The sequence below is a fragment of the Salinicoccus sesuvii genome (assembly GCF_042648145.1).
Taxonomy (GTDB): Bacteria; Bacillota; Bacilli; order Staphylococcales; family Salinicoccaceae; genus Salinicoccus; species Salinicoccus sesuvii.
Genome location: NZ_JBHRWV010000008.1, coordinates 275173 through 294368, shown reverse-complemented (window position 1 = coordinate 294368; position 19196 = coordinate 275173). Strand labels below are relative to the sequence as shown.

The window sequence follows — 19196 nt, the reverse complement described above, 5'->3', positions numbered from 1 at the left end:
GGAGAGGCCCCACCTGTTCCCATGCCGAACACAGCAGTTAAGCTCTCCAGCGCCGATGGTAGTTGGACTGACGTCCCGTGAGAGTAGGACGCCGCCGGGCAGTATGTTTTATTTTTTTTACAGTTTTATTCCACAGTAGCTCAGTGGTAGAGCTATCGGCTGTTAACCGATCGGTCGTAGGTTCGAATCCTACCTGTGGAGCCATTTTTTTGTTTAAATACATATTAACTATCAAGGCCCGTTGGTCAAGCGGTTAAGACACCGCCCTTTCACGGCGGTAACACGGGTTCGAGTCCCGTACGGGTCATTTGAATGGAGAATTAGCTCAGCTGGGAGAGCATCTGCCTTACAAGCAGAGGGTCGGCGGTTCGAACCCGTCATTCTCCACCACGGAGGGGTAGCGAAGTGGCTAAACGCGGCGGACTGTAAATCCGCTCCTTCGGGTTCGGCAGTTCGAATCTGCCCCCCTCCATTTATTGGGCTATCGCCAAGCGGTAAGGCAACGGTTTTTGGTACCGTCATGCGCAGGTTCGAATCCTGCTAGCCCAGCCATTCAGAGCCATTAGCTCAGTTGGTAGAGCATCTGACTTTTAATCAGAGGGTCAGAGGTTCGAATCCTCTATGGCTCACTAATAACATCTTCCTTATGGAAGATGTTTTTTTTATTTCATTTATTCATTGATGATTATTTGATTGCATAAAAATCCGATGTTGTATACTATGTAGAGTATAAGCGCTTACATTAAGGGGGATTTATGTGACTCAGAATAGAAATGTACATATAATAGGAGCTGCGACATCGTTCGGCCAGCCGAAACTTGGTGTCGATCTTGGTCCTGATGCCATTAGACATGCAGGCATCGTAAAAACACTTAGTGAATTAGGGATGTCTATAACAGATAGGGGCAATGTTTCATGTGAGACCGATGGTATAGCAAGTCAGTATGTTAATAGAAAAGAGAGTAATCTTTTAAACTATAATGCTGTTAAAAGTTTTAATACATCTTTGGCAGCAGAAGTAGATGATGCAGTCGCAAGTGGCGCTTTCCCGCTGATACTCGGAGGAGATCATTCTCTTGCGATTGGTTCCCTTGCCGGAATAAGCAAACACTACGATAACTTGGGAGTCATCTGGTATGATGCTCATGGCGATCTGAATGATAGTAGAACTTCACCTACAGGCAATATTCACGGCATGCCACTTGGCATATCATGTGGATTTGGGGATCAAGACCTTGTTAACCTTTACAATGAAGGTCAGAAAATCAAGCCTGAGAATGTCGTACTTATCGGTGTGCGTGATCTGGATGAAGGTGAAAAAAAATATATTAAAGAAAATGGCATACTAACATTCACTATGATGGATATCAGGGTCAAAGGCATTAAAGCCGTAGTCGGAGAAGCTATATCGCATCTGAGTGAGAGATGTGACGGCATCCATCTTTCTCTTGATGTAGATGGATTGGATCCATTGGAGACGCCAGGCACAGGGACGCCTGTGCCTGGTGGGCTATCGCTTTCAGAAACACAGCTTGCGATGCAGGTGTTAAATGTGTCCGGACAAATCACTTCAATGGATCTGGTGGAAGTAAATCCTCTTCTTGATAATAAGAATATGACCGCCGAGAAGGCAGTTGAAATTGCTGCATGGCTTTTTGGGAAAAAACAACTTTAACTAACAAACAGCATCTCTTTTGAGATGCTGTTTATATTTGATGGTCTACTCTTCTCCTAAGGGGAGGATCTGAACTTTGTAATCCTTCGAATTTTTGGCGTTCTTTTTCTCAGAGTTATCTTTGACAAAGTTTTTCAATTCTTTTTTGAACTGCTTAAGGTCGTCTTCCTTTATATGAAGATTATAAGACATACTATCCTTTTTCTTTTCGTCAGGGCTGTATTTCAGGAGGTCGAGGTTCGGAACGACTTTACGTGCTACTGGCTCGTAAAACTTCTGAATAATACTATTTTTTTCCTCGGTTTTTACAACATGAATAATTTCATTCTTAAGCAACTCATTCAGATGATAGTGGATTTTTGCTCGTGGAATCTCCAGTTCATCAGCAAGCATCTGCCCGGTTTTTGGCTTTTCAGCGAGCATTGTGAGCAGTTGGATTCTAAAAGGGTCACTCACACTTTTCAATTGAGCTAGATTATCGATTACGAGTAGTTTTTTCATGGAGAAACCCCCCTTATAATGTATATTTATAGTATGATTAACTGTAAATGCGATGTCAATTAAATAGATAGTGGTTTTGTATGCTTCATAACACTTGTAACATTTGTTGCATATTTTTCTATTTGGTATGATGGAACTGTTAAGACAGTGAAAGGGGCACCTTTATGATCGGACAGCGGATTAAAGAAATACGCAATAACAATAATTTGACCCAAGAAGAATTGGCAGACGGTATTATTTCGAGAACATATCTCAGCCTTATCGAAAAGGGAAGCGTACACCCTTCCACTAATGTATTGATCAAATTGAGTGAAAGACTGAACTGTTCGGTGAATGATTTTATGCAGGAAGTTTCCCATTTCCGTTATAACGATGTAGAAATACTTAGGGAGATTGCATATTATGAACAGAAAGTTAATCAAGGGGACTATACTTCCCTCCATTATTTTATCGAAAAAGAATACGAATCTGTAGACCAGATTCCTGCACCGGATAGTGGAAGGATTCACCTGCTTTATGCCAAGTACTTCAAGCATTCAGGGGATAAGCGTAAACTCAAGTTCCACGTAGACCGTGCACTCGAGTTGCTGTCTACTGTCTCAATTAACAATTCCTATATTGACGCCATTATACTTAAAGTAGAGATATTAACTAATGAACAAAAATACGAAGAATCACTTGATCTCCTTGAGGATACCCTATACATCATTCTCAAGTTTTCCGATTTGGACCTTTGTGTCATTCGTATTATGTACGAAATTGCGGAATGCTATCAGAAGTGCGGTCAGTATTTCACATCATCTCGTTTTGTAGGGCGTATTAGAAAACACTCGAAAATACTGTATGTTGACTACCGACGCGATGAACTTCTTCTAATTGAAGGAAAAAATCTTGCTATGTTGGAAAAGTTCAGTGAATTGGATACCTTGACTGCCGAATCACAAGATAATTTGGCCAAGCTTTTAAACTGCTACGCAAAGTATGGCAACGGCAGTATAAAATTGGCAGAAGAAGCATTTAAAAGTCTCGATTTTGATCCTGAATTACTCAAGGAGGACGAGGTATTTTTAAGTATCCATAATGAATTGAAAGAGAGAATGAGCTTTATATGAATGATTAAGTGAGGGACGCATTATGCAGACAGACAATTTTTTTGAAAGCCTTAATACGGCCACTGTGGTCTCGAGCGTTGTCGATCTGCTGATTGTATGGTATGTGGTATATCTCCTGATAAGAGTGATGAAGGGGACAAAAGCCATTCAGCTGATAAAAGGAATTTTTCTTATTCTTATCGGCCGATCAATCAGTAACTTCTTTGATTTGACGACGACAACCCAGATGTTCGACACTGTACTTGAGTGGGGTTTCCTGGCCATCATTGTCATATTCCAGCCGGAGGTCAGGCGCGCACTTGAGCAACTGGGTCGCGGCAGTTTGTTCCGCACCAATACCAGTGGCAGTTCGTCTACAGAAATGGATAAGCTAAGAGAAGCCATGATTAAATCCGTGCGTTATATGGCAAAGCGACGAATCGGTGCTTTGGTCGTCTTCGAAAAAGAGACAGGGTTAAAAGACTATATAGAAACGGGCATACCAATCAACGGCAACATTACATCAGAGCTTTTGATTAATATATTCATACCCAATACGCCACTGCACGATGGGGCGATGATCATTCAAGGCAATAGGATAGCGACAGCAGCAAGCTACTTGCCTCTATCTGATAGCAGCAAGATCGCTAAGAACCTTGGTACACGACATCGGGCAGCAGTAGGAGTGTCGGAGGTGACAGATGCTTTTACTGTAGTTGTTTCAGAGGAGACTGGAAATATATCGGTAACCTATGATAGTAGACTGACAAAAGAAATTACACTCGAGGAACTCGATGATTTGCTGAAAACACATTGGAACATACTTCCACCGCTAAGGGAAGGAGGCGGTTTGTTTGCTAGAAAGTAAATGGGGTCTGAGATTTGTTGCATTGCTGCTCGCGCTATTTATGTTCCTGTCCGCCAATAATGTGTTTGACGAACTACTTTATACAGATCAAAACGTAGCGGAGACAGAAGTAGTGGATGCGCTACCTGTGGAAATCCTCTATGATGAGGAGACGCAATATGTATCTGGCGCTCCAGAGCAAGTCAATGTCCAGCTTTATGGTAATACTTCGAATGTGAAGCGTCTTCAAACTACGAGAGATCTGAGGGTCGTACTTGATCTGAGGAATCGTAACCTCGGCGAATACGAAGAACATTTCACAGTCGAGGGGCTTCCTGATAACGTGACTGCAGAGGTCGTTCCGGAGACAGCCAATGTAAACATACAGGAAATGGTGACACGTACATTCGAAGTACAGGCAGAAGTCAGTGATAGTCGTGTTGGACCGAATCATACCCTTGAGTCTGTACAGATAGAACCTCAAACTGTTACTGTCATGGGTGGAGAGAGTCAAATGAATCGTATACAATATGTACGGGCAACGCTTGAAGACAACTCCAGAATTACACAGAACAGGGTGGATGAAGCAGAAGTCAGTGCTTTCGATACTCAGTTCAATAAGCTCGACGTACGTATCGATCCAGCACATGTGCGTGTAGAAATCGACGTTGAGGAACGCAGCAAAGAAGTGTCTGTTAGCTATGAAGTGGACGGTTCTGTTGCTGATGGTTACGTGCTGAACGATGTGGCACTCAATTATGATACGATTGAAGTGTTTGGTACAGAAGAAGTACTCGCAGAAATTGATGAAATTAATGTTGTGGTGGATGTAGCAGGCATGAAAAGTTCTGCGACCAAAGACGTTGGCATTGATATACCTGAAGGCGTGGACCGATCGGAACCAGCCGTTCTTCAGGCAGATATAGAGATCGAACAGGAAAACGGATAAAACTTGAACAAAAAAGGAGAACATCATGGGTAAATATTTTGGTACAGATGGAGTAAGAGGGGTTGCGAATACAGAGTTGACCCCGGAACTGGCTTTTAAATTGGGCAGATTCGGTGGTTATGTATTAGCAGGACAGAAAAGTGAAAATAGAACTGTCCTAGTCGGAAGAGACACGCGTATTTCAGGCGAAATGCTCGAGTCTGCACTCGTTGCTGGTCTACTTTCCACTGGTGCTGAAGTCATGCGTCTTGGTATCATTTCCACACCAGGTGTCGCCTATCTGACGAAAGAGATGGACGCTGACGCAGGGGTTATGATTTCTGCTTCACACAATCCAGTCGGTGACAATGGTATTAAATTCTTCGGTTCTGACGGCTTTAAGCTGACAGATGATCAGGAAGCGGAAATCGAAAAATTACTTGATATGGAAGAAGATACTCTACCAAGACCAACAGGTGTCGATCTCGGTCACAAATCTGATTACTACGAAGGCGGTCAGAAGTATGTCAGTTATCTCAAGTCGACTGTAGATGCCGACTTCGAAGGACTAAAGATTGCGCTTGACGGCGCACACGGCTCTACCTACTCTCTTGCGCCTTATCTCTTTGGAGATTTAGAAGCAGATACGGTAACCATCGGATGCAGTCCGGATGGTACTAATATCAATGCAGGTTTCGGTTCGACTCATCCTGAGAAACTTGTTGAGCTAGTCAAGAAGGAATCATGTGATTTCGGATTCGCTTTCGATGGAGACGGTGACAGGATTATTGCGGTGGACGAGAGTGGCAGTATAGTCGATGGAGATAAGATCATGTTTATCTTAGCGCAGCACATGAAGTCCGAAGGTCAACTGAAAGAGGATATGGTCGTATCCACTATCATGAGCAATCTTGGCTTTTATAAAGCACTTGAGGCGCATGATTTAAAGAGCAATAAGACCAAAGTTGGTGACCGGTATGTAGTCGAGGAAATGAAGTCTGGTGGGTATAGTCTTGGGGGAGAACAGTCAGGCCATATCATCATGATGGATTACAACACTACTGGAGATGGTCTCCTGACAGGTCTACACCTGGCTGCTATTGTAAAATCTACCGGAAAAACTCTTGGAGAACTTGCTAAGCAAGTCGAGACATTTCCACAGGAACTGGTAAACATTCGTGTATCCGATAAATATAATGTCGTAAATAATGCAGTTGTAGCAGAGAAAATTGAAGAAGTTGAAAAGGAAATGGATGGGAATGGGCGCGTTCTTGTTAGAGCCTCTGGTACCGAACCGCTTGTCCGTGTCATGGTAGAAGCAGAGACAGAAGAGTTGGCTGTCGAATACAGCAATCGCATTGCGGATGTAGTTCAGACAGAAATGGGACTCGAATAAAGTATCAATCCTTCAGATATATAATCTGAAGGGTTTTTTTATTTGACTAAAGTTCTTTTTAGATGCAAAAAGCATATATATATTGCAGTATATACATATTTAAATTACAATGTTTATGGTAAGGAAAAAAGGAGGATAATGGAATTTAAGAAATCGGAATAGCGCCTGGGCAAGCTATGCTTGCTGACGAGGAGGACAGTCATCGATTATCGGCGGATACTGTCCCGGATACTGAAGTATTCGTGAGATCAACTGTTAAAACTTTTGGGTGACCAATAGGACAGCGCAGAGATCATATACTAAAATCAGAAGCCGAAAGGACGTTTTTTTAATGTGCGGAATTGTAGGGTATATTGGAAATCAGGATGTTAAAGAAATATTGCTATATGGGCTGGAGAAAATGGAGTACCGTGGCTATGACTCCGCTGGTATTGCTGTCAGAAACGACGAAGCGGTAGAAGTTTTCAAAGAGAAGGGTAGAATCAAGGATCTCCGTGAAAAAGTCGATATGAACTTCGATGCAACGACAGGTATCGGTCATACAAGATGGGCAACGCATGGTGTACCGAATGTGAAAAATGCACACCCGCACCAAAGTGCAGATGCACGTTTCACACTCGTTCACAATGGTGTCATCGAAAACTATGAACAAATTAAAAAAGAATACATTCCAAATGTGGAGCTTATTTCTAGTACGGATACTGAAATTGTTGTCGAAATCATCGCAAGTTTTGCACAGGAAGGTATGTCTACAGAAGAAGCTTTCAATAAAACATTAGAAATACTACACGGTTCCTATGCCATCGGTTTGATGGATGAGGAAGAGAACGATGTCATCTATGCAGCGAAGAACAAATCTCCGCTACTTCTCGGCAGAGGGAATGGCTTTAATGTTATCACTTCAGATGCTATGGCAATGCTCCAGCAGACGAATGAATTTGTAGAGCTGATGGATGGCGAAGTTGTCTTGCTGAAAGCGGATGAAATCATCATTAAAGATAAAGCGGGCAGAGAAATCGAGAGAGAATCTTATATCGCTGAAATTGATGAGAGTGATACTGAAAAAGGCACGTATGAGCACTACATGCTCAAAGAAATCAACGACCAGCCGGCCGCAATGAGAAAGATCATCCAAGAGTACCAGGATGAAAATGAAGAATTAAAAATTGATCCGGAAATCATTGGACAGTTAAAAGATGCAGATAGACTCTATATCGTTGCTGCAGGGACAAGTTACAATGCAGGATTGGTCGGTCAAGAATTCTTCGAAAAATGGGCAGGTGTACCGACAGAAGTCCATGTTGCCTCAGAATTTGTTTACAACACACCACTCCTATCCGAGAAACCGTTGTTTATCTTCATTTCACAGTCTGGCGAAACAGCTGACAGCCGTGCTGTACTCGTTGAAATCAAAAAACGTGGCCATAAGTCATTGACAGTAACTAACGTTCCGGGATCCACACTTTCAAGAGAAGCGGATCAGACGTTGTTACTACATGCAGGACCTGAAATTGCAGTAGCTTCCACAAAAGCATACACAGCACAAATTGCGGTACTTTCCATCCTAGCACAGGTTGCAGCAAGAGAATCTGGCAGAGACGTTGAGATTAACCTCATGCAGGAACTCGCAAAAGTGACAACAGCTATTACAGCAATCATTGATGACGCGCCAGCAATTGAGCAAATCGTCAGCGAATATCTTGAGACTACAAGAAACGCATTCTTCATCGGTAGAGCAATGGACTACTATGTTGGACTCGAAGGTGCATTGAAGCTAAAAGAAATCTCCTATATCCAGGCTGAAGGGTTCGCTGGTGGGGAACTCAAGCACGGTACGATTGCACTGATCGAAGAAAATACACCTGTCTTCGCACTGGCGACGCAGGAGAAGATTAATCTAAACATCCGAGGGAACGCCCAAGAGGTCGCAGCACGCGGGGCTAAAGTGTGCGTAGTATCCATGGAAGGGTTAGACCAGGAAGGTGACACATACGTTATTCCACACGTTCATGAGATGCTCACACCACTCGTGTCAGTCGTCGTTTACCAGTTTATCGCCTATTATGCAGCGCTGCACCGCGGTAATGATGTTGATAAGCCGAGAAACCTGGCTAAATCAGTTACAGTAGAATAGTACTAAGTACCTTTTAAATGGTAAAAAGTGAGCTTTAAATACCATTCTAAGTTCAAGGATTTTAATATTAGCTATTTCTGATGAAACTTGTTGAAATAGTTAGTGCTAAATAGCACGGCTCAAATGAGCTGTGCTATTTTTAATTCAATCTAATATTTGGGTTGTTAAAAAAGCTTGGTATACGAGCATATTTATATAAACAAGCGAGAGAGCTTATTAGATGTATTACGAAGCTGACCTTAAAGTTTTTGAGATTCTAAATTTTATTTTCCTAGTATCTCTTATAAATATTTGTTAGTAGAGCATAGTATCGTATTATCATACGGCACAGAGTATAATATTCTTTATTTAGTAATTTTGAAGATAAAAATTTTTTATATTAAATAGTTAAAAAATTTGTCTATACATATTTGACTTTAATTCTTTAATTATCTTCAAAATAATATCTGTAATTTCTATCATAATAAATAGTATTTAATAACCATAAGACAAAAGTTTTCCTCAGCAACAGGAAAACTTTTATACCCAGATAATTGATTGAAGATTTTACAATGAAAATGTAAGGGGGGCATCTACTTTGAATGCTCGACAACAGCAAATATTAAAGATAATTCTAGAAGAAAGAAAAGTTAAGGGAGAACGGCTTGCTCACATCATTCAAGTTAGTTCCAGAACAATTAGAAACGATCTAAAAGAAATTGATCAGTATTTATCATCTACTGGAGCAAGAATTGTTTCTAATCGAAATGAAGGCTATCAATTACAGATAGGAGATGGTGAAAATTTCAAACAATCGGTATACGATCTTATTAAAATAGATGATAACATTCCAACAGAACCAAGAGATAGAGTAAACTTTTTGGTCGAAAAATTCCTTTTATCCTCAGAGTATTTAAAGTTAGAGGATTTAGCGGAAGAAATATACGTAAGTAGATCTACAATAAAGAATGATATTAAAGACGTAAAAATGATTATAGATAAATATGGTCTAACCCTGATGCAAAAACCTAAGTACGGATTAAAAATTAGTGGAAATGAAAAAAATATACGTTTTGCTATTTCAGAATTGCTCTTTAAGCACCCCGTTCTTATCGAGGACGATTATGACTATAAATCTTGGCTATTGCCAGGAGAAGACATGGAATTGATTCGCAGTGCCATACTAAAAGAACTAAAGTCCTTTAATTTTAACTTGTCTGATATTTCTTTACAAAATTTAGTTATACATATTGCTATTGCTTCTAAGCGAATAAAGAGCAATCAATATGTAATAAATTTAAATGAAAATAATATTGAGATGAAGAAAGAATATTCGATGGCAAGAAGAATTATCAACAATATTGAATATAGATTAAACGTAGCATTTCCAGAGGTTGAAGTTCTATATGTGGCAATGCATCTATTAGGAACTAGTTTACTACTGAACGAAAGCCAATCAAATTTAAAAAGTGAATTTGATCTTAAAGTTTCAAATACTGTAGAAATATTAATAAACAGGGTCGAGGAGCAGTTCAATTTAAATATCGCTGGAGATAAAGAACTACTCACTGCAATTGCCCTACATTTGAAACCTGCTATTCACAGATTTCAACATCATATGAATTTGCGTAATCCAATGCTTGAAGAAATTAAGGTAAATTATCCAGTTGCGTTTGACGCTGCTATTCTTGCTGGAAAAGTAATTGAAGAAGAATACAAAATTACAGTGAGCGAAAATGAAATCGGTTACATAGCACTTCATTTTGGCACAGCCATAGAGAGGGCTAAACTGAATTCGGAACCTAAAAGATGTCTCATAGTATGTACTACAGGGATGGGCAGCTCACAACTTTTGTCGTATAAGTTGCAGGTAAAGTTTGGAGATAGATTGAATATAATTGGTACTACCGAATTGCATAACTTACCAAAATACAATAAAGAAAATGTCGATTTTATTGTTACTACAGTTCCTCTACCAAATACAGTCGATGTTCCTTACGTTATAGTAGGTACACTTTTCGGAGATACTGAATTAATTAAACTAGAAGAGATGGTAGGAAACCGAAGTAGCTCTATCATTGATAAGTATTTAAAAAAAGATTTAATTTATACTAATCTCTCTTTTGAAAAACCTATAGAAGTAATTGAATACTTGGGAAATGAACTCATTCGAAAAGAATTGACTGAAGAGGGAATTGTAGAAAGCGTATTAGAACGAGAGCGTGCTGCATCAACAAGTTATGGAAACTTAGTAGCCGTTCCTCACCCATTAGTGGCTAAATCTTCCCACACTTTTTGGACGATAGCAACTTTAGAGAAGCCGATCGACTGGGGTGAAAATAAAGTCCAATTCGTTTGCCTACTTCATGTAGCAGATGAAAACAAGGAAGAGTTAAAACCAATGTATGAAAAACTATTTAGTTTTATTAATAATTACGAGATTGTACAACAAATAATATCTGAAAAAAATCCGGATAAAATAATGCAAATTGTGAAAGGAATGTAGTTAATCAATACAATAGTAGCAAACATTAGCTCCCAAATAAGTATGTATACCATACTTATTTGGGAGCTTGTTTTAGTTGCTCGAGTTATCTGTTTGATGTCTGTGTAAGCAGTTTTTTACTTTCTATTAATTTAATACGTAACTTTAAAGCAAATTTAAGTATAAACTATTTCCATTTCATATGGAAAAAGGCTAACTTTTGATAGCAGCAATTTAGCTGTATAGTTTCAGTAATAACATATCAATTCAAAAGAAGGTGAAAAAGTGGAAAACCAAGAAGTAATCATGGGAATCATTATTCACGGCGGAAATGCAAGAAGTTCTGCTATGAATGCAATGGTAGAAGCCAAACAAGGGAATTTTGAAGTCGCTGAATCACTAATTGAAGAAGCTAGCAACGAGTTGAACAAAGCCCATCGTATTCAAACAGATCTAATTCAAGCAGAATCGAGAGGTGAAAAAACTGAAGTCTCCTTACTCATGGTACATGCCCAAGATCATTTTATGAATGCAATGACTGTCAGAGATTTAGCCATCGAAATTATTGAGTTAACTAAAAAAACTATAAATTTGTAGGAGGAAGATCAAGTGAAAAATATTCTATTAGTTTGTGCAGCAGGAATGTCTACGAGTATGCTTGTTAATAAAATGGAGCAAGCTGCAGTCGCGAGTAATAAAGAAGTTACTATTCAGGCAACTTCTGGTGGAGATATAAAAAAATACATCGATGAAGCAGATGTATTATTATTAGGCCCCCAAGTTTCTTATCTCAAAAATGACTATAAAAACAAATATGAGCCGAGTATTCCAGTAGAAGTCATCAATAGTGTTGATTATGGAACGATGAATGGCCAAAAAGTTCTTGATTGGGCATTAGGACTGATAGATTCTAAGTAATCACTTCACACCACCGCTATAATGCTGTTTCGTAACTTTTAATGAATGGAGTGTAGATATGAGTGCACGTTCAGAAGCTATACAAAGTAATTTACAACGTTTTGCAGGAAAAATGGGAGAGAATAGGTATCTAAAATCAGTATCTGAAGGTCTGCTTTTAGCATTACCTGCTATAATCATCGGTGCGCTTTCAACGCTTATTGCTAACATAAACTGGGATGTGTACCAGAATTTCATTACAGACACAGGATTGAAATCGGTACTGATTCTTCCAGCCTCTGTAACCATTTCAATCATTGCACTTTATGCTGTCTTTTGCATAGCGTACAGACTTGCATCTTTGTTTGATCATGACGGAGTAGTGGCAGGTATCATAGCATTAATTTGCTTCTTTACAGTAACACCCTTTGCAACTCTTGATGAAGCAAGCGTAATACCAGTAGAATTTCTAGGGGCCCAAGGGCTTTTTGTCGCAATCATTGTCGGTTTATTATCTGCTAGGGCCTATGTATTCATAGTGGATAGTAACTGGACAATCAAAATGCCAGCCGGTGTGCCCCCGACTGTTGAAAAGACATTTGCCGGACTACTTCCAGGTATAGTAATAGTGGTACTCTTTACTATTATAAGCGGATTGTTTAGACTAACGAGTTTCGGAAGTGCACATGAGTTTGTTTATACGTTTATCCAAGCGCCACTCCTAAATCTTGGCGGAGGATTCTGGTCAATGGTCATCCTTGTATTAGTTATACATACTCTATGGCTTTTTGGCATTCACGGAACTTTATCAATCTTACCTATTCTTTATGGTGTTTGGATTCCGCTCGGATTGGAAAATCTAGACGCCATTGCAGCTGGTAATGCACCAGAGAATATTGTGAACACAGGATTCTTAATTGTCGCTGTAATTATTGGCGGCGCAGGAGCAACACTCTCTCTCGGTATACTTCTAACTTTCTTTACTAAAAGTCAGAGATATAAGACTTTAGGCAAGTTGTCTCTACCCCCAGTAATCTTTGGGATAAATGAGCCATTAATTTTTGGTTTACCGATTGTTCTGAACCCTTATATGGCAGTACCTTTTATTGTTGCTCCCCTATCAAATGCAATTATCTCTTATACATTGATGGATCTAGGAATATTTCCGTTGGTTAATGGACTTCACATACCTCTAGGTACACCAGTATTTGTTAACTCTATTTTAGCCGGATCAGCATTTTTAATAGTATTACAAATCATGTTAATTATACTCAACATGTTAATTTACTATCCATTCTTAAAGATGCTAGATAGAAAGGCTTTAGAAGAAGAGAAGCAGGTATAGCAGCGAGTAAAGTACAAAATATCAGTCTAAAAAATTTAATTACATTGGAGTGGTTGCATGGTGAACGAAAGTCGAACATTTCCCGATGATTTCCTCTGGGGAGGAGCTATTGCTGCTAATCAAGCAGAGGGTGCTTGGAATGAAGATGGTAAGGGCGTTTCTATAGCTGACGTAGTAAGAGGTGGGATAATATCAGGAGTATCGGATAAAGAGATTGATTCTGATAAATATTATCCTAGTCACGAAGCTATAGATTTTTATCACAAGTACAAAGAAGATATTGCCCTGTTTAAAGAAATGGGCTTTACTCTATTCAGAACTTCAATTAATTGGACAAGAATTTTCCCTAATGGCGATGAGAAAGAGCCGAATGAACATGGCTTGGAGTTTTATGATAATTTATTCGACGAGTTAATCAAGAACGGTATTGAACCAATGATAACAATATCTCATTATGAAACACCGATGCATTTAGTTGATGCATACGGAGGATGGGAGAACCGAAAATTGATTGACTTCTTTAGTAGATACTGTGAAGTCATATTCAATCGTTATAAAAACAAAGTGAAATATTGGATGACATTCAACGAAGTGAATAACATGCATAAAATCCCTTTCGCAGCTGGGGCATGTCGTATTGAAGACGGTCCCGATAAACTACAAAGAGTTTATCAGGCAAGTCACCATATGTTCGTGGCGAATGCGATGGCTGTTAAATTGGGTAAAGAGATTATGCCTGAAAATGAAGTGGGTTGTATGCTATCTTTAAGTGCTTTCTATCCAAATACTTGTGATCCAGAAGACATTTTCGGTGCTTACCAATACAGAAGAAGATCTCTATTCTTTTCGGATGTAATGTTGCGCGGCAAATATCCTTCTTATACAGATAGAATTTTAAAGGAACATAATATTACGATTGAAAAAGAAGAGGACGATGATGCTTTAATAAGCGAGAACACGTGTTCATTCTTAGCTTTTAGTTATTATTTAACTTCTACTTATAAAGCAGGAACACCAATCTTCGAATCAACTGGCGGTAGCATGGGATATGAGAATCCATACTTAGAGAATTCCGACTTTGGATGGCCAATAGATCCTAAAGGATTGAGATACGTATGCAATGAATTATACGATAGATATGAAAAACCATTGTTTGTTGTCGAAAATGGGCTAGGGGCTAAAGACACGGTATCAGAAGACGGTAAGATACATGATGATTACAGAATAGAGTATGTAAAGAAACATTTAATTGAAATAAATGAAGCTATCGAAGACGGCTGTGAAATTTTGGGTTATACTTACTGGGGGCCTATAGATATCATTAGTGCAGGTTCTGGTCAGATGCAAAAGAGGTACGGTTTTATACATGTAGACAAAGACGACCAAGGTAATGGAACATTGAAGCGAGTTAAAAAGGACAGTTTTGATTNTAAAAAAGTTATAGCTTCGAATGGAGAAGAACTATACAAAAATTGAACTTGTAGTTGCCTGAGAACCATTGTATAAAAATGGTTCTCAGGCAACTTTAATATATTTTAAAACCTTATTCTTTATTTCCCTTCTTAGAATCTGTTAAATATTTTTTTAATAGATGAGCAAAGTTTAACAGTTCCCTTGCTGGGAGTTTAGTCGCTTGTTCGAGCAAAGTGTTTAAAATAAGCTAAGTTATTAGATTGATTATTTTCTAAAAGGGCGTGTACTAAAATTTTGATAAATAATTAGTAAATATAGTTTTAGCTGGTACATCATTGCTGTAGCAAAACCCAATTTTAATTTGATTAACACCTTTATGGACAGCCTACCAATCAAGACGATTATAAATTGACATACTTAAAACAATTCAATAGCTTATACGGATATATTCTCTTATAATGGATGAACAATAAAATTTTATAAGGAGACATGCGGAATGAGCCAGGAAAGTCTGATGATGAAGGCATTGTCGATGGATATGATTACAGCTAAAATGTTTAATGAGTTGCACCTTTCGTCTATAGAAACTTATGGAGAAGAGGGGCGCAGACTTGTTGGGAAGGGTCTTGAATCATTTGGTATGAAAGATGCAGAAACGCTTGCTAAGAAGGCCACTGCTGAGGGCGAGAATCACTTCATTTACGAATACCTTCCACAAGTTGTCGAAGGCGAAGAGAAGTATTCGGCACTGACGGCATTTGCACGTTTTTCAAAAATGTTCGCTGAGATCTCAAAACAGATTGTTGATAAGTATGGTGAAGAAGGCGAAGATGTTGTAAGGCGCGCTGTCGAACGCTTTGGCAAGAAGCGCGGTCAGGGAATCGCCCAGCGTGCCCGTACCAACGGTCTTGAGAATACTCCTGAAAACTATCTTAACAATTATGACATGGCAAGAAGTGAGTTGTTTGAAGTAGATACGGTTCCTGGTCATGGGGAATTTGAACAGACATTCACATACTGCCCGCTTGGTCAGCAATGGGCAGATGACGGGACAGGGCAGTACGGTATTCTCTACTGCCAGATGATCGATCCATCATTGGCTAAAGGCTACAACAAAGATTTTGAAGTGGTCCACGATGAATTTGTCTTACGTGAAGGGCAATGTCACTTCCATTTCAAGATGAATGAAGAGAAGTAACCAGCAGATTATCTGCTGGTTTTTTATTTATACCTTTCAAATATTTTTTGGCTTTATTGTCTGCAATTTATTATTAACGCCACGAGACCCCGCCACGACTCATGGTATACTTTTCATCACTATGTGCGTTTAAAGTGCGTACTTCACATTAATGATTTCAAGGCATACACTGGATTTACATCACATCAATACTCAAAGGAGAAATATATATGAAACTGCAACTGGCATTAGACCTAGTGGATATCCCACAAGCGATAGAATTGATCAAAGAAGTAGAGGCGCATATCGATATCGTTGAAATTGGTACACCTGTCATCAACAAGGAAGGTCTGAAAGCAGTGGAAGAAGTCAAAGCTGCATTCCCAGGACTGGAAGTACTTGCAGATGTTAAAATCATGGATGCTGCGGCATACGAAGTATCCAACGCTTCAGCTGCTGGTGCAGATATCGTGACTATTCTTGCCCAAGCTGAAGATTCCTCAATCAGAGGTGCAGTTGAAGAGGCGAAGAAGCAGGGCAAAAAGATACTTGTCGACATGATTGCCGTAAAAGACATCAAAACACGCGCTTCAGAACTTGATGCGCTTGGTGCAGATTATATCTGTGTTCATACAGGTTACGATCTACAGGCTGAAGGCAAAGATTCATTTGAAGACCTGCGTACTATCAAAAGTGTTGTCAAAAATGCACACACAGCAATTGCTGGCGGAATTAAACTTGAAACACTCCCGGAAGTAATTGAAGCACAACCAGATCTCATCATCGTGGGTGGCGGCATTACAAGCAAAGAAGATAAAGGTGCGGAAGCAGCGGAAATTAAAAAGCTGATTAAAGAAAGTGTGACTTCTTAAAATGACGCACAGAAGGTTCACAGAGGAAATATTAGGTGAGCTCAAAAATACACTTTCAGGCATGGATGATAAGAGTGCTGGACTAGTAGTAGACAGTATACTAAAGTCAAAAAAGATCTTTGTCGCAGGCGGTGGCCGCTCCGGCTTCATGGCCAAAGCATTTGTCATGCGTCTGATGCACACTGATCTCGATGCTTATGTAGTAGGAGAAACAGTAACACCAAATCTTGAAACTGATGATATATTCATTGTCGGTTCCGGCTCTGGTGAAACGGAGAGCCTTGTATCCATGGCCAAGAAAGCAAAGAAGATTGGAGCGACGATAGTTGCCGTTACTATAAATCCTGATTCTACTATCGGCGAAATGGCGGATGTCGTAGTTGAGATACCGGCACAGGCGAAATCCGATGGTGATAGCGGCAAGTCAATCCAGCCTATGGGCTCTCTATTTGAGCAGTCCCTTCTACTCTTTTATGATGCTTTGATACTAGGCCTCATGGATAAAAAGGGACTAAAGTCCGATGGAATGTATGGGCGACACGCAAATTTGGAATAAATAATTACAGAGAACCTGGATCCGGTGCATACGGTCCAGGTTTTTCTTATGAAGCGGTTTACTAGATTTTAATGCATATAAGGGTATATCATAATTTTTATACATATCAGGAAAGGATGAAGCACAGATGCCGAATCTGAACGACAAAATCTTCAACTGTGAAAAAGAACTAACACTCTCAATTATCGGCGGAAAGTGGAAGATGCTGGTGCTTTGGCATCTTGGTAAAGGAGGCACAAAGCGTTTTGGTGAGTTGAAAAAACTGATGCCTGGTATTACACAGCGAATGCTAGTTAATCAGTTACGCGAACTGGAAGATCATTTGATTGTGCATCGGGAAGTATATCCGGTAGTACCGCCAAAAGTAGAATATTCACTGACTGACCAAGGAAGGACCTTGATTCCCATATTGGATTCGATGTACGAGTGGGGGAAGGATTATATCAAGAATAATCTTGATGAGCACGCGCAGCCCGAATGTACAGAGAAAAGCTACGAATCAAATGGTTAGACTATAAATGTGTGACTAAAAAAGAACGATTTCATGTATCAGAGGCTTCGAGAATGTATACTTAAAGAGAGTATGGTAAAATGACGGACAATATGCATCGGAAGGAGCTTTTGTAGATGAAGAAATGGTTACTGGGTTTATCCCTTAGTGCATTTGCAGTCGTTATGGTTGCTTGTGGAGATGACGATTCAGCAAATAATACAAATGAGGAGACACAGAATCAAGAAGATGTGGCAACAGGTGATAGTGAGGGTGCATCAGACCAGCAGATGGAAATGCCTGAACCGGACCTTGAAGATGTACCAGATGTTGTTGCTGAAGTGAACGGTCAAGAAATCAATAAAGATGAATTTGAACAAGTTTATGTACCACAGTTCCAGCAGGTTGCTATGAAAGCACAGATGGCTGGCGAAGAGGTGAATCAAGCGCAAGTGAAAGAGCAAGTCGCCGATGGCCTCGTCAGTCAAGAACTTCTCAGGCAGGAAGCCGAGAACCGGGGTATCGAAACCAGTGATGAAGAAGTGGATGCCGTCATCGATGATCTCGTGGAACAAAACGGTCTCGAATCAAGAGATGAACTCTTCGCTGCACTGGAAGAGCAGGGTCTGACGGAAGAAGAAGTGCGCATGCAACTCAGTGATGGATTGAGTCAAGATAAACTGCTAGATGAAGAAATTGGTGAAATCGAAGTTACTGAGGAAGAGCTCCAAAGTGTCTACGACGATGCAGTAGCGGAACAGGAAGAAACGGGTGGAGAACAAGAGCTGCCACCATTTGAAGAAGTGGAGGATAATCTGGAGGCCAACGTTCGGGAGCAGAAAGCAAATGAGGCTACCCGCAACTATGCTGATGAACTTCGTGAAAATGCAGATGTCACAATTAATCTATAATGATATAAACCTTTCCAGTTGAAACAACACTGGAAAGGTTTTATTTTGGCAGTATTCAATATGGGCTGATTGTTTCTGATGGTTTATAATGAAGTTAATCACAGAAGTCGAAGGGGGAATTGGCATGGAGGTATACCACGCCTTTTTAGACAAAATGGCTGATTTGGAGTACAGACAAAAACTGAAATCAACGCTCGAGTGGGTTCAGGAAAACTATCCTGAGCTGGATACGGTAGTAAAGTGGAACCAACCGATGTTTACGCATAACGGGACATATATTATCGGGTTCAGTGTATCGAAGAAACATTTTGCTATTGCACCTGAGGCAGCGGGCATCATTCACAATATAGGGTCTATTGAAGAGGCAGGTTATGATTACACTAACAATATTATTCGTGTACCTTGGGATATGCCTATTGATTACGTATTGCTCGAAAAATTAATAACATTCAACATTGAAGATAAAGCAGAATGTAGTACATTCTGGAGAAAATAGTAT

General features: G+C 39.8%; 18 protein-coding genes, 6 tRNA genes and 1 rRNA gene. 24 read left to right on the top strand and 1 reads right to left on the bottom strand.

Annotated elements, in window-relative coordinates; genetic code table 11:
• The 8 genes from rrf to rocF form a co-directional block, all read left to right on the top strand.
• Positions 1–100, top strand: a 5S ribosomal RNA gene (rrf, locus tag ACFOJ8_RS10470); the annotation flags it as partial.
• A gap of 29 nt (positions 101–129) precedes the next feature.
• Positions 130–204 (top strand) — tRNA-Asn (locus ACFOJ8_RS10465).
• A 31-nt stretch (positions 205–235) separates the two neighbouring features.
• Positions 236–307, top strand: a tRNA-Glu gene (locus tag ACFOJ8_RS10460).
• Between the two features lie 7 nt (positions 308–314).
• A tRNA-Val gene (locus ACFOJ8_RS10455) sits at positions 315–390 on the top strand.
• Position 391: 1 nt separating this feature from the next.
• Positions 392–472 (top strand) — tRNA-Tyr (locus ACFOJ8_RS10450).
• Between the two features lie 5 nt (positions 473–477).
• A tRNA-Gln gene (locus ACFOJ8_RS10445) sits at positions 478–552 on the top strand.
• 4 nt (positions 553–556) lie between these two features.
• Positions 557–629, top strand: a tRNA-Lys gene (locus ACFOJ8_RS10440).
• 128 nt (positions 630–757) lie between these two features.
• Positions 758–1675, top strand: coding sequence for an arginase (rocF, locus tag ACFOJ8_RS10435; RefSeq protein WP_380656898.1), 918 nt, complete (start codon positions 758–760; stop codon positions 1673–1675).
• Positions 1676–1720: 45 nt separating this feature from the next.
• On the opposite strand, the gene ACFOJ8_RS10430 is transcribed toward rocF, so the two are convergent.
• Positions 1721–2176 (bottom strand): ArsR/SmtB family transcription factor, encoded by a 456-nt coding sequence (locus tag ACFOJ8_RS10430; RefSeq protein ID WP_380656896.1) that lies wholly within the window; start codon positions 2174–2176, stop codon positions 1721–1723.
• 164 nt (positions 2177–2340) lie between these two features.
• On the opposite strand from ACFOJ8_RS10430, the gene ACFOJ8_RS10425 reads away from it, so the two are divergent.
• The 16 genes from ACFOJ8_RS10425 to ACFOJ8_RS10350 all read left to right on the top strand — a co-directional run bounded on the left by ACFOJ8_RS10425 (position 2341) and on the right by ACFOJ8_RS10350 (position 19193).
• Entirely contained in the window at positions 2341–3288 is a 948-nt protein-coding gene (locus tag ACFOJ8_RS10425; RefSeq protein ID WP_380656893.1) for a helix-turn-helix domain-containing protein, read from the top strand.
• A 22-nt stretch (positions 3289–3310) separates the two neighbouring features.
• Positions 3311–4135 (top strand): diadenylate cyclase CdaA, encoded by an 825-nt coding sequence (gene cdaA, locus ACFOJ8_RS10420; RefSeq protein WP_380656890.1) that lies wholly within the window; start codon positions 3311–3313, stop codon positions 4133–4135.
• Positions 4122–5063, top strand: a complete 942-nt coding sequence (locus ACFOJ8_RS10415) for a CdaR family protein (protein WP_380656888.1) — start codon at positions 4122–4124, stop codon at positions 5061–5063. Before cdaA ends, ACFOJ8_RS10415 begins: the two co-directional genes overlap by 14 nt.
• A 25-nt stretch (positions 5064–5088) precedes the next feature.
• Positions 5089–6438 (top strand): phosphoglucosamine mutase, encoded by a 1350-nt coding sequence (gene glmM, locus ACFOJ8_RS10410; protein ID WP_380656885.1) that lies wholly within the window; start codon positions 5089–5091, stop codon positions 6436–6438.
• A gap of 331 nt (positions 6439–6769) precedes the next feature.
• Entirely contained in the window at positions 6770–8572 is a 1803-nt protein-coding gene (glmS, locus tag ACFOJ8_RS10405) for a glutamine--fructose-6-phosphate transaminase (isomerizing) (RefSeq protein ID WP_380656883.1), read from the top strand.
• A 577-nt stretch (positions 8573–9149) separates the two neighbouring features.
• A complete protein-coding gene (locus tag ACFOJ8_RS10400) occupies positions 9150–11057 on the top strand; it encodes a BglG family transcription antiterminator (protein ID WP_380656880.1) in 1908 nt (635 codons plus the stop codon).
• A 285-nt stretch (positions 11058–11342) separates the two neighbouring features.
• The gene (locus ACFOJ8_RS10395; protein ID WP_380657143.1) at positions 11343–11633 is read left to right on the top strand and encodes a PTS lactose/cellobiose transporter subunit IIA; all 291 of its coding nucleotides are present in this window, start codon (positions 11343–11345) and stop codon (positions 11631–11633) included.
• A 12-nt stretch (positions 11634–11645) separates the two neighbouring features.
• Positions 11646–11954 (top strand): PTS sugar transporter subunit IIB, encoded by a 309-nt coding sequence (locus ACFOJ8_RS10390; RefSeq protein WP_380656877.1) that lies wholly within the window; start codon positions 11646–11648, stop codon positions 11952–11954.
• Between the two features lie 58 nt (positions 11955–12012).
• The gene (locus ACFOJ8_RS10385) at positions 12013–13278 is read left to right on the top strand and encodes a PTS sugar transporter subunit IIC (RefSeq protein ID WP_380656874.1); all 1266 of its coding nucleotides are present in this window, start codon (positions 12013–12015) and stop codon (positions 13276–13278) included.
• Positions 13279–13335: 57 nt separating this feature from the next.
• Positions 13336–14754: a glycoside hydrolase family 1 protein gene (locus tag ACFOJ8_RS10380; RefSeq protein WP_380659924.1), complete on the top strand. Its 1419-nt coding sequence runs from the start codon at positions 13336–13338 to the stop codon at positions 14752–14754.
• A 433-nt stretch (positions 14755–15187) separates the two neighbouring features.
• Complete coding sequence (locus tag ACFOJ8_RS10375) at positions 15188–15889, top strand: L-2-amino-thiazoline-4-carboxylic acid hydrolase (protein WP_380656869.1); 702 nt, start codon at positions 15188–15190, stop codon at positions 15887–15889.
• A gap of 209 nt (positions 15890–16098) precedes the next feature.
• Positions 16099–16740: a 3-hexulose-6-phosphate synthase gene (gene hxlA, locus ACFOJ8_RS10370; RefSeq protein WP_380656866.1), complete on the top strand. Its 642-nt coding sequence runs from the start codon at positions 16099–16101 to the stop codon at positions 16738–16740.
• A 1-nt stretch (position 16741) separates the two neighbouring features.
• Positions 16742–17296 (top strand): 6-phospho-3-hexuloisomerase, encoded by a 555-nt coding sequence (gene hxlB / locus ACFOJ8_RS10365; protein ID WP_380656864.1) that lies wholly within the window; start codon positions 16742–16744, stop codon positions 17294–17296.
• 127 nt (positions 17297–17423) lie between these two features.
• The gene (locus ACFOJ8_RS10360; RefSeq protein WP_380656861.1) at positions 17424–17807 is read left to right on the top strand and encodes a winged helix-turn-helix transcriptional regulator; all 384 of its coding nucleotides are present in this window, start codon (positions 17424–17426) and stop codon (positions 17805–17807) included.
• A gap of 116 nt (positions 17808–17923) precedes the next feature.
• Positions 17924–18697 carry a SurA N-terminal domain-containing protein gene (locus ACFOJ8_RS10355; protein WP_380656858.1) on the top strand — a complete coding sequence of 258 codons (774 nt, stop codon included), beginning with the start codon at positions 17924–17926 and terminating at the stop codon, positions 18695–18697.
• A 124-nt stretch (positions 18698–18821) separates the two neighbouring features.
• Positions 18822–19193, top strand: a complete 372-nt coding sequence (locus tag ACFOJ8_RS10350) for an iron chaperone (RefSeq protein ID WP_380657140.1) — start codon at positions 18822–18824, stop codon at positions 19191–19193.
• The last annotated feature ends 3 nt before the right edge of the window (positions 19194–19196 follow it).

Bases quoted from the DNA above. Each gene is read 5' to 3' on its own strand.
- glmM (WP_380656885.1), top strand. From the start codon at position 5,089: ATGGGTAAATATTTTGGTACAGATGGAGTAAGAGGGGTTGCGAATACA.
- glmS (WP_380656883.1), top strand. From the start codon at position 6,770: ATGTGCGGAATTGTAGGGTATATTGGAAATCAGGATGTTAAAGAAATA.
- ACFOJ8_RS10375 (WP_380656869.1), top strand. From the start codon at position 15,188: ATGAGCCAGGAAAGTCTGATGATGAAGGCATTGTCGATGGATATGATT.
- ACFOJ8_RS10355 (WP_380656858.1), top strand. From the start codon at position 17,924: ATGAAGAAATGGTTACTGGGTTTATCCCTTAGTGCATTTGCAGTCGTT.
- ACFOJ8_RS10395 (WP_380657143.1), top strand. From the start codon at position 11,343: ATGGGAATCATTATTCACGGCGGAAATGCAAGAAGTTCTGCTATGAAT.
- cdaA (WP_380656890.1), top strand. From the start codon at position 3,311: ATGCAGACAGACAATTTTTTTGAAAGCCTTAATACGGCCACTGTGGTC.
- ACFOJ8_RS10360 (WP_380656861.1), top strand. From the start codon at position 17,424: ATGCCGAATCTGAACGACAAAATCTTCAACTGTGAAAAAGAACTAACA.
- ACFOJ8_RS10430 (WP_380656896.1), bottom strand. From the start codon at position 2,176: ATGAAAAAACTACTCGTAATCGATAATCTAGCTCAATTGAAAAGTGTG.
- ACFOJ8_RS10385 (WP_380656874.1), top strand. From the start codon at position 12,013: ATGAGTGCACGTTCAGAAGCTATACAAAGTAATTTACAACGTTTTGCA.
- ACFOJ8_RS10425 (WP_380656893.1), top strand. From the start codon at position 2,341: ATGATCGGACAGCGGATTAAAGAAATACGCAATAACAATAATTTGACC.
- hxlA (WP_380656866.1), top strand. From the start codon at position 16,099: ATGAAACTGCAACTGGCATTAGACCTAGTGGATATCCCACAAGCGATA.
- ACFOJ8_RS10350 (WP_380657140.1), top strand. From the start codon at position 18,822: ATGGAGGTATACCACGCCTTTTTAGACAAAATGGCTGATTTGGAGTAC.
- hxlB (WP_380656864.1), top strand. From the start codon at position 16,742: ATGACGCACAGAAGGTTCACAGAGGAAATATTAGGTGAGCTCAAAAAT.